Source organism: Endozoicomonas sp. PH6C, from assembly GCF_059322965.1.
The window spans coordinates 7,026,867-7,042,536 of the sequence record NZ_CP185342.1 but is presented as its reverse complement, the minus strand read 5'-3'; the positions used below and the strand labels follow the sequence as shown (position 1 = coordinate 7,042,536).

Genomic DNA, 15,670 nt, shown 5'->3' with positions numbered 1-15,670 from the left:
TGAATGTCTTTTTCATACAAAAAAGATAAATACTCACTTTGTAGTTTTGAAGGAGCCAGAAATGGGCCCTGTTAACAGCAATTCGGGCATTGACTCGCCGACACCTGGACAACCTCAATTTGAGGAAGCATCAACAGTTGTCAGTGCAGGCAGGGAAGTTAGTGTATACCACCAAAATCAATCCCCATTCCTCTGTTTACCCTACGAAACAAAGTCGATGATTATTCGCTATTTGGGTTTTCGCGAGATTACCCGTTTAGCCAAGGTATGCAGACATCTTCGCGACCTTGTTGAAAACGATAAAGCTCTGGAAAGAGCCTGGTTTCGGCGGTTTCCTTCACGACACCAATATCAACTAAAGGCCATGATAACGAGAAAAGATGAGCAACAACTCCGCGACTGGTTGGCGCCGTTTGCAGATAAGGACACTGTCGAGCCACTTTTAAAACAACGAGAAAGTACTTACTTTCCTGCTCAGCTCCTTTTCACCAACAGTAAACTGATGTCTCAATGTAAAAAATTCAAGCTGGCAGAAAAAGCCAAAATTCCCCATGCTGACGTTATCATCACAGCCACCTTCAGCGCCGACAGCCGCCGTGTAGTGACCACCAGTTGGGATAATAATTTGAAAATCTATGGCCAGGAGAATGGTGGAACCTGGGAAGAAAAAAGCACTATTAGCCATAATCGTGCAGTGAGTTCGGCCAGCTTTAGCTCTGATGGCCTTCATGTGTTAGCCATCAGTTATGATAAGACAGTCACTATCTACAGTCAGGCGGACAATGGATCCTGGGAAGCAACAGCCAGCATTCCCAATGTTCGTAATATCAGTTCAGCCACCTTCACTGCTGATGGGCTTCGTTTAGTGACTGCCGGTCCAGATCACACGGTGAAATTCTTCGGTCAGGGGGACGATGGATCATGGGAATTAAAGGACATTATTTACCATACCAGTCCGGTCATTTCGGCCAGGTTCAGTGCCGATGAGAGTCTTCTGGCGATCCGCGATATAAATTCCGTTGTTACAATCTACGGCAAGGGGGCCGCCGGATCATGGCTGGAAAAAGCCACCCTTCAAGGCACCCAGGAAGCAATTAAAGATATCAGCGCCGATAACTGCCACCTGTTAACCAGAACAGGTTTCGAGATAAATATTTTTAACCTGCAGGCCGATGGATCATGGAAAAAAGCAGCCACGATTTCTCATGATCATACAGTCACATCAGCCACCTTCAGCGCCAATAGCTGCCATGTGGTCACCGCCAGTCGGGATTACAAGGCGAAAATCTATAGCCAGAGTGCTGATTCATCATGGCAAGAAAAAGCCTGCATTACTCACAATAACGAGCTCTCCTCAGCCAACTTCAGTGCCGATTGCCTCCATGTGGTGACCACCAGTTGTGATAACACGGCAAAAATCAATGGCCTGCAGGCCAATGGATCATGGCAAGAAGAAGCCACCATTAGCCATGAGCACGTCGTCCTCTCGGCCACCTTCAGTGCAGATGCTCGTATTGTGGTTACCGCCAGTTTGGATGGTACGGCGAAAGTTTTTGGTCTGCAGACCGATGGGTCATGGCTGGAAAAAGCCAGCATCCGGCACGAAAACGGAGTCATCTCAGCCGACTTCAGTCCCGATGACCGACATGTGGTGACCATCAGTTATGATCACAGTGCGGGAATCACTGAGCTGTGGAAGGACGATGATGATCGAATGAGTGTAACCTGACGCCTGCCTGATTAGTGGTCTCCTCTTTTGACCCATGACCTTGAAAAATTTTCCCGGATCAGGGCTCTGTTTTTCCTGGTTTCACTGACCTCAATAGTGTGAACTTTCATCCTAAAACTGAGTCAAATGCATTTTGAATGTCTTTTTCATACAAGGATAAATACCACCTTTGGAGTTTTGAAGGAGTAAGGCATGAGCCCTGTTAACAGCAATTCGGGTATTGACTCGCCAACACATGGACAACCTCAACTTGAGGAAGCATCAACAGCTTTCAGTGCAGGCAGGGAGGTTAGTATATACAACCAAAATCAATCGCCATTCCTCTGTTTACCCCACGAAACAAAGTCGATGATTATTCGCTATTTGGATTTTCGCGAGATTACCCGTTTAGCAAAGGTATGCAGACATCTTCGCGATCTTGTTGAAAACGATAAAGCTCTGGAAAGAGCCTGGTTTCGGCGGTTTCCTTCACAACACCAATATCAACTAAAGGCCATGATAACGAAAAAAGATGAGCAACAACTCCGTGACTGGTTGGCGCCGTTTGCGGATGAGGACACTGTCGAGTCACTTTTAAAACAACGAGAAAGTACTTACTTTCCTGCTCAACTCCTTTTCACCAACAGTAAACTGATGTCTCAATGTAAAAAATTCAAGCTGGTAGAAAAAGCCAAAATCCCCCTTGCATACGCTCTCAACACAGCCACCTTCAGCGCCGACAGCCTCCGCGTGGTGACCGCCAGTTTGGATCATAAGTTGAAAATCTATGGCCAAAAGAATGGTGGAACCTGGGAAGAAATAAACACTATTATCCATGATCGTCCAGCCAAGTCGGCCAGCTTTAGCTCTGATGGCCGTCATGTATTGGCTACCGGTTATGATAATACATTCACTATCTATGGTCAGGCAGACAATGGATCATGGGAAGCAAAAGCCACCATTCCCCATGTACTTAATGCCAGTTCAGCCACCTTCACCGCTGATGGCCGCCGCTTGGTGACTGGCGGTCCAGATCAGACGGTGAAATTCTTTGTTAAGAGAGACAACGGATCATGGGAATTAGAGGAGACTATTTACCATACCAGTGCGATCGATTCGGCCAGGTTCAACGACGATGAGAGTCTTCTGGCGATCCACGATATACATCTCGTTGTTACAATCTATGGCAAGGGGACCGCTGGATCATGGGTGGAAAAAGCCACCCTTCAAGGCCCCCAGACCAGAATCGCCAATTTCAGCGCCGATAGCTGCCATCTGTTAACCTTCAGTCCAGGTCACAAGGCAAATATCTTTAACCTGCAGGCCGATGGATCATGGAAAAAAGCAGCCTCAATTTATCATGATAATTTGATCATCACAGCCACCTTCAGCGCCGATAGCTGCCATGTGGTGACCGCCAGTTGGGATCACAAGGCGAAAATCTATAGCCGTAGGGCCGATTCATCATGGCAGGAAAAAGCCTGTATATCCCACGCTAGAAACGTCAGCTCAGCCACCTTCAGTGCCGATTGCCTCCATGTGGTGACCACCAGTCACGATAATACGGCAAAAATCAGTGGTCTTCAGGCCGATGGATCATGGCAGGAAGAAGCCAGCATTACCTATAAGCGCAATGTCATCTCAGCCTGCTTCAGCGCCGATGGTTGTCATGTGTTAACCGCCAGTGCGGATGGTACGGCGAAATTTTGTGGTCTGCAGGCCGATGGGTCATGGCTGGAAAAAGCCACCATCCAGCACGCAAAAGGAGTCACCTCAGCCAATTTAAGTCCCGATGATCGATACGTGCTGACCGTCAGTTTTGATTACAGTGCGAGAATCACTGAACTGTGGAAGGACGATGATGAACGAATGAGTGTAACCTAACGTCTGCCTGAGGTTAGTTGTCTCCTCTTTTGATCCGTGACCTTGAAAAATTTTCCCGGATCAGGGCTCTGTTTTTCCTGGTTTCACTGATCTCAATATTGTGAACTTTCAGCATAAAACTGAGTCGAATTCATTTTGAATGTCTTTTTCATACAAAGATAAATACCAACTTTGGCGTTTTGAAGGAGCCAGGCATGAGCCCTGTTAACAGCAATTCGGGTATTGACTCGCCAACACTTGGGCAACCTCAACTTGAGGAAGCATCAACGGTTGTCAGTGCAGGCAGAGAGGTCAGTGTATACATCCAAAATCAATCGCCATTGCTCTGTTTACCCTACGAAACAAAATCGATGATTATTCGCTATTTGGGTTTTCGCGAGATTACCCGTTTAGCCAAGGTATGCAGGCATCTTCGCGATCTTGTTGAAAACGATAAAGCTCTGGAAAGAGCCTGGTTTCGCCGGTTTCCTCCACGACACCAATATCAACTAAAGGCCATGATGACGGAAAAAGATGAGCAACAACTTCGTGAATGGTTGGCGCCGTTTGCAGATAAGGACACTGTCGAGTCACTTTTAAAACAACGAGAAAGTACTTACTTTCCTGCTCAGCTCCTTTTCACCCAGAGTAAACTGATGTCTCAATGTAAAAAATTCAAGCTGGTAGAAAAAGCCAAAATTCCCCATGCTGGCATCAGCGAAGACACCTTCAGTGGCGTCGGCCGCCGTGTGGTGGCCGCCAGTGAGGATCATAAGTTGAAAATCTATGGCCAGGAGAATGATGGAACCTGGGAAGAAAAAAACACTATTACCCACAATGGTGCAGTCGTGTTGGCCTGCTTTAGCTCTGATGGCCGTCATATTTTAGCCGCCGGTTATGATGCGACGGTCACTATCTACAGTCAGGCGGACAATGGATCCTGGGAAGCAACAGCCAGCATTCCCCATGTTCTCAATGTCAGATCATTCACCTTCATTGCTGATGGCCGACGTTTGATGACTTTCGGCCCGGATCACACGGTGAAATTCTTTGGTCAGGGGGACGATGGATCATGGGAATTAAAGGACATTATTTACCATACCAGTCCGGTCATTTCGGCCAGGTTCAGTGCCGATGAGAGTCTTCTGGCGACCCGCGATATAAATTCCGTTGTTACAATCTACGGCAAGGGGGCCGCTGGATCATGGGTGGAAAAAGCCACCCTTCAAGGCACCCAGAACGCAATTAAAGATATCAGCGCCGATAACTGCCACCTGTTAACCAGAACAGGTTTCGAGATAAATATTTTTAACCTGCAGGCCGATGGATCATGGAAAAAAGCGGCCACGATTTCTCATGATTATGAACCCATCTCAGCCACCTTCAGCGCCGATAGCTGCCACGTGGTAACCGCCAGTAAGTATTACAAGGCGAAAATCTATAGCCGGAGAGCCGGTTCATCATGGCAAGAAAAAGCCTGCATTACCCACAATGACCAACTCTTCTCAGCCACCTTCAGTGCCGATTGCCTCCATGTGGTGACCACCAGTGTTGATAAGACGGCAAAAATCCATGGCCTGCGGGCCAATGGATCATGGCGAGAAGAAGCCAACATTAGCCATAAAAACAGCGTCTCCTCAGCCACCTTCAGTGCAGATGGTTGTCATGTAATGACCACCAGTGTGGATGGTACGGCGAAAATTTATGGCCAGGAGGCCGATGGGTCATGGCTGGAAAAAGCCACCATCCGACACGAGAGACGAATCACCTTAGCCGAATTCAGTCCCGATGATCGATATGTGATGACCCTCGGTGTTGATTGCATTGCGAGAATCACTGAGCTGCGCAAGGACGATGATGATCGAATGAGCACAACCCGGCAACTGCCTGAGGTTAGTTGTCTCCTCTTTTGATCCGTGACCTTGAAAAATTTTCCCGGATCAGGGCTCTGTTTTTCCTGGTTTCACTGACCTCAATAGTGTGAACTTTCATCCTAAAACTGAGTCAAATGCATTTTGAATGTCTTTTTCATACAAGGATAAATACCACCTTTGGAGTTTTGAAGGAGTAAGGCATGAGCCCTGTTAACAGCAATTCGGGTATTGACTCGCCAACACATGGACAACCTCAACTTGAGGAAGCATCAACAGCTTTCAGTGCAGGCAGGGAGGTTAGTATATACAACCAAAATCAATCGCCATTCCTCTGTTTACCCCACGAAACAAAGTCGATGATTATTCGCTATTTGGGTTTTCGCGAGTTTACCCGTTTAGCAAAGGTATGCAGACATCTTCGCGATCTTGTTGAAAACGATAAAGCTCTGGAAAGAGCCTGGTTTCGGCGGTTTCCTTCACAACACCAATATCAACTAAAGGCCATGATAACGAAAAAAGATGAGCAACAACTCCGTGACTGGTTGGCGCCGTTTGCGGATAAAGACACTGTCGAGTCACTTTTAAAACAACGAGAAAGTACTTACTTTCCTGCTCAGCTCCTTTTCACCAACAGTAAACTGACGTCTCAATGTAAAAAATTCAAGCTGGCAGAAAAAGCCAGAATTCCCCATTCTGAAGTTATCAACACAGCCACCTTCAGCGCCGACAGCCGCCGTGTAGTGACCACCAGTTGGGATAATAATTTGAAAATCTATGGCCAGGAGAATGGTGGAACCTGGGAAGAAAAAAACACTATTAGCCATAATGGTGCAGTCATGTCGGCCAGCTTTAGCTCTGATGGCCGTCATGTGTCAGCCACCGGTTATGAAAACACAGTCACTATCTACAGTCAGGCAGACAATGGATCCTGGGAAGCAAAAGCCACCATTCCCAATGTTCGTAATATCAGTTCAGTCACATTCACTGCTGATGGGCTTCGTTTAGTGACCGCCGGCACAGATCACACGGTGAAAATCTTTGGCCAGGGAGACAATGGATCATGGGAATTAGAGGACACCATTTACCATACCACTCCGATCGAATCGGCCATGTTCAGCGTCGATGAGAGTCTTCTGGCGATCCACGATACACATTTCGTTATTACAATCTATGGTAGGGGGGCCGCTGGAAAATGGGTGGAGAAAGCCACCCTTCAAGGCACCCATATCGCAATTGCCGATATCAGCGCCGATAACTGTCATCTGTTAACCAAAGATTCCGGTTACAAGGCAAATATCTTTAACCTGCAGGCCGATGGATCATGGAAAAAAGCGGCCACGATTTCCCATGATTATACACTCGCCACAGCCACCTTCAGCGCCGATAGCTGCCATGTGGTGACCGCCAGTTGGGATTACAAGGCGAAAATCTACAGCCGGAGAACCGATTCATCATGGCAAGAAAAAGCCTGCATTACCCACAAGGACGAAGTCCACTCAGCCACCTTCAGTGCCGATTGCCTTCATGTGGTGACCATCAGTAAAGATAACACGGCAAAAATCAGTGGCCTGCAGGCCGATGGATCATGGCGAAAACAAGCCAGCATTACCCATAAGAACAGAATCCTCTCAGCCACCTTCAGTGCCGATGGTCGTCTTGTGGTGACCGCCAGTGCAGATGGTACGGCAAAAGTTTTTGGTCTGCAGACCGATGGGGCATGGCTGGAAAAGGCCACCATCCGACACAAGGAAGCAGTCAACTCAGCCGACTTCAGTCCCGATGACCGATATGTGATGACCCTCGGTGTTGATCACACTGCGATAATCACTGAGCTGCGGAAGGACGATGATGATCGAATGAGCCTGACCCAACGCCTGCCTGAGGTTAGCTGTCTCCTCTTTTGACCCATGACCTTGAAAAATTTTCCCGGATCAGGGCTCTGTTTTTCCTGGTTTCACTGATCTCAATATTGTGAACTTTCAGCATAAAACCGAGTCCAACCTGTTGAATCCATTTTGAATGTCCTTTTCGTGCATTCAGTCTTCCAGCTGCTTAACAGTGATACCCAGAGCTTGCGCCACACGGGACAGGGTTCGTTCGGTTGGCGATTCCGTGTTCTCAATTTGGGCCATAGCCGACTGGCTGATACCGAGCCGGTCAGCCAGTTGTGTCTGGGTCAGTTTTTTATACTTGCGCCATGCAGTAATCAGGCTCAAACCCTGTAGCTGGAACCCCACCACTTCATGGGGGAAATAGGCTTCAGTGGCCTGACCAGTGAGCTGCAGCCATTGGTCATAAGGAACGACTGCAAAAGCCGGTTTACCGGAATGAGTAATGATCTGGACGTCAGTAGGTATGTTCATTTCTACGTTTAACCTCTTCTATGGTGACGATACGAACAGCACCGTCGAAGTTGAAAAAGACTCTGAAAGGTCCCACTCGTAAACGATATTCGTACTCATGGTTCGTCAGTTTCTTTATGTTCTGACAAGCCGGAAAGCACTCAAGAGCTAACACTTCTTCATGTATTTTTTTGGCTTCTTTATTAGGCAGTTTAAGAAGTTGCTTACGGGCTTTGTTGGACCAGCTTATAGTATTCATGACTTATATTATAAGTTAATTTATTAGAATTACAGTCTAACAACCACCATTTTTTCTGCCCCACGGAATGGCGGTTTTTTTATGCCTGAACTAAGCGAACATGCAAACGCTGGTACCATCAGGTGATTAACACCTGCCTGAGGCTGGTTGTCTCCTCTTTTGCTTTTGACCCACGACCTTAAAAAATTTTCACGGATCAGGGCTCTCTTTTTGCTGGTTTCACTGACCTCAATATTGTGAACTTTCAGCATAAAACCGAGTCGAATCCATTTTGAATGTCTTTTTCATACAAAGATAAATACCAACTTTGGAGTTTTGAAGGAGCCAGGCATGAGCCCTGTTAACAGCAATTCGGGTATTGACTCGCCAACTCATGGACAACCTCAACTTGAGGAAGCATCAACGGTTTTCAGTGCAGGCAGGGAGGTTAGTGTATACATGCAAAATCAATCGCCATTGCTCTGTTTACCCTTCGAAACAAAATCGATGATTATTCGCTATTTGGGTTTTCGCGAGATTACCCGTTTAGCAAAGGTATGCAGGCATCTTCGCGATCTTGTTGAAAACGATAAAGCTCTGGAAAGAGCCTGGTTTCGGCGGTTTCCTCCACGACACCAATATCAACTTAAGGCCATGATAACGAGAAAAGATGAGCAACAACTTCGTGACTGGCTGGCGCCGTTTGCGGATGAGGACACTGTCGAGTCACTTTTAAAACAACGAGAAAGTACTTACTTTCCTGCTCAGCTCCTTTTCACCAACAGTAAACTGATGTCTCAATGTAAAAAATTCAAGCTGGTAGAAAAAACCGAAATTCCCCATGCTGACTATATCAGGACAGCCACCTTCAGCGCCGACAGCCGCCGTGTGGTGACCGCCAGTTGGGATCATGAGTTGAAAATCTATGGCCAGGAGAATGATGGAACCTGGGAAGAAAAAAACACTATTACCCATAATGGTCCTGTCAGGTCGGCCTGCTTTAGCTCTGATGGCCGTCATGTGTTAGCCGCCGGTTATGAAAGGGCATTCACTATCTACAGTCAGGCGGACAATGGATCCTGGCAAGCAAAAGCCACCATTCCAGATGTTATTAATGTCAGATCAGCCACCTTCACTGCTGATGGCTGCCGTTTGGTGATTGTCGGTCGAGATCACACGGTGAAAATCTTTGCTCAGGGAGACAATGGATCATGGGAATTAGAGGAAACCATTTGCCATACCAGTCCAATCGAATCGGCCAGGCTCAGCGCCAATGAGAGTCTTCTGGTGATCCAGGATACAGAATTCGTTGTTTCAATCTACGGCAAGGAGGCCTCTGGATCATGGGTGGAAAAAGCCACCATTGAAGAAAACCCGATCGTAATTGTCAATATCAGCGCCGATAGCTGCCACCTGTTAACCAAAGATATAAATCACAAGGCAATTATCTTTAACCTGCAGGCCGATGGATCATGGAAAAAAGCAGCCACGATTTCCCATGATGATATAATCAACTTGGCCACCTTCAGCGCCGATAGCTGCCATGTGGTGACCACCGGTTGGGATCACAAGGCGAAAATCCACAGCCAGAGGGCTGATTCATCATGGCAGGAAAAAGGCTGCATCACCCACAATAACGAGATCACCTCAGCCACCTTCACTGCCGATTGCCTTCATGTGGTGACCACCAGTAGAGATAACACGGCAAAAATCAGTAGTCTTCAGGCCGATGGATCATGGCAAGAAAAAGCCTGCATTAGCCATAAGAACAGCGTCCACTCAGCCACCCTCAGTGCCGATGGTTGTCATATGGTAACCGCCAGTAGGGATGGTACGGCGAAAGTTTTTGGTCTGCAGACCGATGGGTCATGGCTGAAAAAAGCCATCATCCGACACGATAAAGGAGTCATCTCAGCCAACTTCAGTCCCGATGACCGACATGTGGTGACCGTCAGTTTTGATCCAAGTGCGAGAATCACTGAACTATCGAAGGCCGATGATGATCGAATGTGCGTAACCCACCTCCTGTCTCAGGCTGAATGCATCCTCTTTTGATCTATGACCTTGAAAAAAAATTTCCCGGACCAGGGCTCTGTTTTTTCCTGGCTTCACTGACCTCAATATTGTGAACTTTCATCCTGAAACCGAGTCCAACCTGTTGAATCCATTTTGAATGTCTTTTTAATACAAAAAGGATAAATACTCACTTTGGCGTTTTGAAGGAGCCAGGCATGAGCCCTGTTAACAGCAATTCGGGCATTGACTCGCCAACACCTGTACAACCTCAACTTGAGGAAGCATCAACGGTTGTCAGTGCAGGCAGGGAGGTCAGTGTATACCACCAAAATCAATCGCCATTCCTCTGTTTACCCCACGAAACAAAGTCAATGATTATTCGCTATTTGGGTTTTCGCGAGATTACCCGTTTAGCCAAGGTATGCAGGCATCTTCGCGATCTTGTTGAAAACGATAAAGCTCTGGAAAGAGCCTGGTTTCGCCGATTTCCTTCACAACACCAATATCAACTAAAGGCCATGATAACGAGAAAAGATGAGCAACAACTTCGTGACTGGCTGGCGCCGTTTGCGGATGAGGACACTGTCGAGTCACTTTTAAAACAACGAGAAAGTACTTACTTTCCTGCTCAGCTCCTTTTCACCAACAGTAAACTGATGTCTCAATGTAAAAAATTCAGGCTGGTAGAAAAAGCTAAAATTCCCCATGCTAACTTTATCAACACAGCCACCTTCAGCGCCGACAGCCGCCGTGTAGTGACCGCCAGTTGGGATCATAAGTTGAAAATCTATGGCCAGGAGAATGGTGGAACCTGGGAAGAAAAAAACACTATTACCCACAGCGGTGCAGTCAGGTCGGCCAGCTTTAGCTCTGATGGCTTTCATGTGTTAGCCGCCGGTTATGAAAGGGCATTCACTATCTACAGTCAGGCGGACAATGGATCCTGGCAAGCAAAAGCCACCACTCCAGATGTTATTAATGTCAGATCAGCCACCTTCACTGCTGATGGCTGCCGTTTGGTGATTGTCGGTCGAGATCACACGGTGAAAATCTTTGCTCAGGGAGACAATGGATCATGGGAATTAGAGGAAACCATTTGCCATACCAGTCCGATCGAATCGGCCAGGCTCAGTGTCGATGAGAGTCTTCTGGCGATCCGCGATATAAATTCCGTTGTTACAATCTATGGCAAGCGGGCCGCTGGATCATGGGTGGAAAAAGCCACCATTCAACGCACCCAGTATGCAATTCTCGATATCAGCGCCAATAACTGCCACCTGTTAACCAGAGCAGGTTTCAAGGTAAATATTTTTAACCTGCAGGCCGACGGATCATGGAAAGAAGCAGACACGATTTCTCATAATTTTATAGTTAACACAGCCACCTTCAGCGCCGATAGCTGCCATGTGGTCACTGCCAGTAAGGATCATCAGGCGAAAATCTATAGCAAGAGGGCTGATTCATCATGGCAAGAAAAAGCCTGTATTACCCACAATGACGAGCTCACCTCAGCCAACTTCAGTGCCGATTGCCTCCATGTGGTGACCACCAGTAATGATAACACGGCAAAAATCTATGGCCTGCAGGCCAATGGATCATGGCGAGAAGAAGCCAACATTAGCCATAAGAACAGGGTACCCCCAGCCACCTTCAGTGCCGATGGTCGTCTTGTGGTTACCCCCAGTTGGGATGGTACGGCGAAAGTTTTTGGTCTGCAGACCGATGGGTTATGGCTGGAAAAAGCCACCGTCCGACACGATAAAGGAGTCATCTCAGCCAACTTCAGTCCCGATGACCGACATGTGGTGACCATCAGTTATGATCACAGTGCGAGAATCACTGAGCTGAGGGAGGACGATGATGATCGAATGAGCGCAATCCAGCACCTGCCTGAGGCTGGTTGTCTCCTCTTTTGACCCATGACCTTGAAAAACTTTCCCGGATAAGGGTTCTGTTTTTTCCTGGTTTCACTGACCTCAATATTGTGAACTTTCATTCTATAGCCGAGTCCAACCTGTTGAATCCATTTTGAATGCCTTTTTCATACAAAAGGATAAATACTAACTTTGGAGTTTTGAAGGAGTCAGGCATGAGCCCTGTTAACAGCAATTCGGGCATTGACTCGCCAACACCTGTACAACCTCAACTTGAGGAAGCATCAACGGTTGTCAGTGCAGGCAGGGAGGTCAGTGTATACATCCAAAATCAATCGCCATTGCTCTGTTTACCCTATGAAACAAAATCGATGATTATTCGCTATTTGGGCTTTCGCGAGATTACCCGTTTAGCCAAGGTATGCAGGCATCTTCGCGATCTTGTTGAAAACGATAAAGCTCTGGAAAGAGCTTGGTTTCGCCGGTTTCCTTCACGACACCAATATCAACTTAAGGCCATGATAACGAAAAAAGATGAGCAACAACTCCGTGACTGGCTGGCGCCGTTTGCGGATGAGGACACTGTCGAGTCACTTTTAAAACAACGAGAAAGTACTTACTTCCCTGCTCAACTCCTTTTCACCAACAGTAAACTGATGTCTCAATGTAAAACATTCAGCCTGGTGGAAAAAACCGAAATCAACCATTTTAACCGTATCAGCACAGCCACCTTCAGCGCCGACAGCCGCCATGTGGTGACCGCCAGTGTGGATCATAAGTTGAAAATCTATGGCCAGGAGAATGGCGGAACCTGGGAAGAAAAAAACACTATTACCCATAGTGGTGCAGTCAAGTCGGCCAGCTTTAGCTCTGATGGCCTTCATGTGTTAGCCACCGGTTATGATAAGAAAGTCACTATCTACAGTCAGGCGGACAATGGATCCTGGGAAGCAAAAGCCACCATTCCTAATGTTAATAATGTCAAGTCAGTCACCTTCATTGCTGATGGCTGCCGTTTGATGACTGTCGGTCCAGATCACACGGTAAAATTCTTTGGTCAGGGGGACAATGGATCATGGGAATTAGAGGATACTATTTACCATACCAGTCCGGTCAATTCGGCCAGGTTCAGTGTCGATGAGAGTCTTCTGGCAATCCACGATATAAATGCCGTTGTTACAATCTACGGCAAGGTGGCCAGTGGATCATGGGTGGAAAAAGCCACCCTTCAAGGCATCCAGATCGCAATTGCCGATATCAGCGCCGATAACTGCCATGTGGTGACCACCAGTTGGGATGGCAGTACAAAAATCTATAGCCAGAAGACCTCTGCATCATGGCAGGAAACAGCCTGTATATCCCACGCCAGATGGCTCACCTCAGCCAACTTTAGTGCCGATTGCCTCCATGTAGTGATCGCCAGTAATGATAACACGGCAAAAATCAATGGCCTGCAGGCCAATGGATCATGGCAAGAAGAAGCCAACATTAGCCATAAGAACAGCATCCTCTCAGCCACCTTCAGTGCCGATGGTCGTCTTGTGGTCACCGCCAGTGCGGATGGTAAGGCGAAAGTTTTTGGTCTGCAGACCGATGGCGCATGGCTGGAAAAAGCTACCATCCGACACAAGAAAGGAGTCCTCTCAGCCGACTTCAGTCCCGATGACCGATATGTGGTGACCATCAGTGATAATTACATTGCGAGAATCACTGAGCTGTGGAAGGACGATGATGATCGAATGAGTGTAACCCGACGCCCGCCTCAGGTTGGTTGTCTGCTCTTTTGATCCATGTCCTTGAAAAATTTTCCCGGATCAGGGCTCTGCTTTTTCCTGGTTTCACTGACCCCAATAGTGTGAACTTTCATACTAAAACCAGGTCCAACCTGTTGAATCCATTTTGAATGTCTTTTTCATACAAAAAGGATAAATACTAACTTTGGAGTTTTGAAGGAGCCAGGCATGGGCCCTGTTAACAGCAATTCGGGCATTGACTCGCCAACACCTGGACAACCTCAACTTGAGGAAGCATCAACGGTTGTCAGTGCAGGCAGGGAGGTCAGTGTATACATCCAAAATCAATCGCCATTGCTCTGTTTACCCTATGAAACAAAGTCAATGATTATTCGCTATTTGGGTTTTCGCGAGATTACCCGTTTAGCCAAGGTATGCAGGCATCTTCGCGATCTTGTTGAAAACGATAAAGCTCTGGAAAAAGCCTGGTTTCGCCGATTTCCTTCACAACATCAATATCAACTAAAGGCCATGATAACGAGAAAAGATGAGCAACAACTTCGTGACTGGCTGGCGCCGTTTGCGGATGAGGACACTGTCGAGTCACTTTTAAAACAACGAGAAAGTACTTACTTTCCTGCTCAACTCCTTTTCACCAACAGTAAACTGATGTCTCAATGTAAAACATTCAGTCTGGTGGAAAAAACCGAAATCAACCATTCTAACCGTATCAGCACAGCCACCTTCAGCGCCGACAGCCGCCATGTGTTGACCGCCAGTGTGGATCATAAGTTGAAAATCTATGGCCAGGAGAATGGTGGAACCTGGGAAGAAAAAAACACTATTACCCATAACGATGCAGTCATGTCGGCCAGCTTTAGCTCTGATGGCCGTCATGTGTTAGCCGTGATAGCCTACGGTTACCGTCATACATTCAATATCTACGGTCAGGCAGACAATGGATCCTGGGAAGCAAAAGCCTCCATTCCTCATGTTCTCAATGTCAATTCAGTCACCTTCAATGCTGATGGCCGCCGTTTGCTGACTGTCGGTCCAGATCACACGGTGAAATTCTTTGGTCAGGGGGACATCGGATCGTGGGAATTAGAAGAGACTGTTTATCATTCCAGTCTGATCCATTCGGTCAGGTTCAGTGTCGATGAGAGTCTTCTGGCGATCTTCGATATAAATTACGTTGTTACAATCTATGGCAAGGGGGCCGATGGATCATGGGTAGAAAAAGCCACCCTTCAAGGCATCGCAGAAATCGCCAATTTCAGCGCCGATAGCTGCCACCTGTTAGCCTACAGTTTAGGTCGCACGGCAAATATCTATGACCTGCAGGCCGATGGATCATGGAAAAAAGCAGCCTCAATTTATCATGATAATTTGATCATCACAGCCACCTTCAGCTCCGATAGCTGCCATGTGGTGACCGCCAGTTGGGACGGCAAGGCAAAAATCTATAGCCAGAAGGCCTCCGCATCATGGCAGGAAAAAGCCTGTATCTCCCACACTAATAGAGTCGTCTCAGCCACCTTCAGTGCCGATTGCCTCCATGTGGTGACCACCAGTGACGATAATACGGCAAAAATCAGTGGTCTCCAGGCCGACGGATCATGGCAGGAAGAAGCCAGCATTCCCCATAGGCACAGAGTCTTCTCAGCCAACTTCAGTGCCGATGGTCGTCTTGTGGTCACCGCCAGTTTGGATGGTACGGCGAAAGTTTTTGGTCTGCAGAACGACGGCGCATGGCTGGAAAAAGCCACCATCCGACACGAGAAAGGATTCATCTCAGCCGACTTCAGTCCCGATGACCGGCATGTGCTGACCGTCAGTAATGATTACAGTGCGAGAATCACTGAGCTGCGGAAGGACGATGATGATCGAATGAGCACAACCCAGCAACTGCCTGAGGCTAGTTGTCTCCTCTTTTGATCCATGACCTTGAAAAATTTTCCCGGATCAGAGCTCTGCTTTTTCCTGATTTCACTGACCCCAATATTTTGAACTTTCATCCTG

The 15,670-nt window shown here is 47.3% G+C and carries 10 protein-coding genes; 8 read left to right on the top strand and 2 right to left on the bottom strand.

The genetic code is table 11. The annotated features are described in order from the left end of the window. Positions 1 to 61: 61 nt before the first annotated feature. The 4 genes from ACOMG9_RS25100 (at position 62) to ACOMG9_RS25085 (ending at position 7,349) form a co-directional block, all read left to right on the top strand. The gene (locus ACOMG9_RS25100) at positions 62 to 1,729 is read left to right on the top strand and encodes an F-box/WD repeat-containing protein (protein WP_448214999.1); all 1,668 of its coding nucleotides are present in this window, start codon (positions 62 to 64) and stop codon (positions 1,727 to 1,729) included. Between the two features lie 192 nt (positions 1,730 to 1,921). Continuing rightward, positions 1,922 to 3,592 (top strand): F-box/WD repeat-containing protein, encoded by a 1,671-nt coding sequence (locus tag ACOMG9_RS25095; protein ID WP_448215000.1) that lies wholly within the window; start codon positions 1,922 to 1,924, stop codon positions 3,590 to 3,592. Positions 3,593 to 3,786: 194 nt separating this feature from the next. After that, positions 3,787 to 5,484, top strand: coding sequence for an F-box/WD repeat-containing protein (locus ACOMG9_RS25090; RefSeq protein WP_448215001.1), 1,698 nt, complete (start codon positions 3,787 to 3,789; stop codon positions 5,482 to 5,484). Between the two features lie 161 nt (positions 5,485 to 5,645). Continuing rightward, positions 5,646 to 7,349, top strand: a complete 1,704-nt coding sequence (locus ACOMG9_RS25085) for an F-box/WD repeat-containing protein (protein WP_494529578.1) — start codon at positions 5,646 to 5,648, stop codon at positions 7,347 to 7,349. Positions 7,350 to 7,481: 132 nt separating this feature from the next. Here the strand turns inward: ACOMG9_RS25085 and ACOMG9_RS25080 are convergent, their stop codons facing one another. After that, positions 7,482 to 7,808, bottom strand: a complete 327-nt coding sequence (locus tag ACOMG9_RS25080) for a helix-turn-helix domain-containing protein (protein WP_448215005.1) — start codon at positions 7,806 to 7,808, stop codon at positions 7,482 to 7,484. Further along, positions 7,792 to 8,046 carry a type II toxin-antitoxin system RelE family toxin gene (locus ACOMG9_RS25075; RefSeq protein WP_422135939.1) on the bottom strand — a complete coding sequence of 85 codons (255 nt, stop codon included), beginning with the start codon at positions 8,044 to 8,046 and terminating at the stop codon, positions 7,792 to 7,794. Before ACOMG9_RS25075 ends, ACOMG9_RS25080 begins: the two co-directional genes overlap by 17 nt. A gap of 330 nt (positions 8,047 to 8,376) precedes the next feature. On the opposite strand from ACOMG9_RS25075, the gene ACOMG9_RS25070 reads away from it, so the two are divergent. The 4 genes from ACOMG9_RS25070 to ACOMG9_RS25055 all read left to right on the top strand — a co-directional run bounded on the left by ACOMG9_RS25070 (position 8,377) and on the right by ACOMG9_RS25055 (position 15,586). Further along, positions 8,377 to 10,080: an F-box/WD repeat-containing protein gene (locus ACOMG9_RS25070; protein ID WP_448215006.1), complete on the top strand. Its 1,704-nt coding sequence runs from the start codon at positions 8,377 to 8,379 to the stop codon at positions 10,078 to 10,080. Between the two features lie 176 nt (positions 10,081 to 10,256). Next, positions 10,257 to 11,957: an F-box/WD repeat-containing protein gene (locus ACOMG9_RS25065; RefSeq protein ID WP_494529577.1), complete on the top strand. Its 1,701-nt coding sequence runs from the start codon at positions 10,257 to 10,259 to the stop codon at positions 11,955 to 11,957. 173 nt (positions 11,958 to 12,130) lie between these two features. Further along, positions 12,131 to 13,702: an F-box/WD repeat-containing protein gene (locus tag ACOMG9_RS25060; RefSeq protein ID WP_448215010.1), complete on the top strand. Its 1,572-nt coding sequence runs from the start codon at positions 12,131 to 12,133 to the stop codon at positions 13,700 to 13,702. A 174-nt stretch (positions 13,703 to 13,876) separates the two neighbouring features. Beyond that, positions 13,877 to 15,586 (top strand): F-box/WD repeat-containing protein, encoded by a 1,710-nt coding sequence (locus ACOMG9_RS25055; protein ID WP_448215011.1) that lies wholly within the window; start codon positions 13,877 to 13,879, stop codon positions 15,584 to 15,586. Positions 15,587 to 15,670 lie beyond the last annotated feature (84 nt).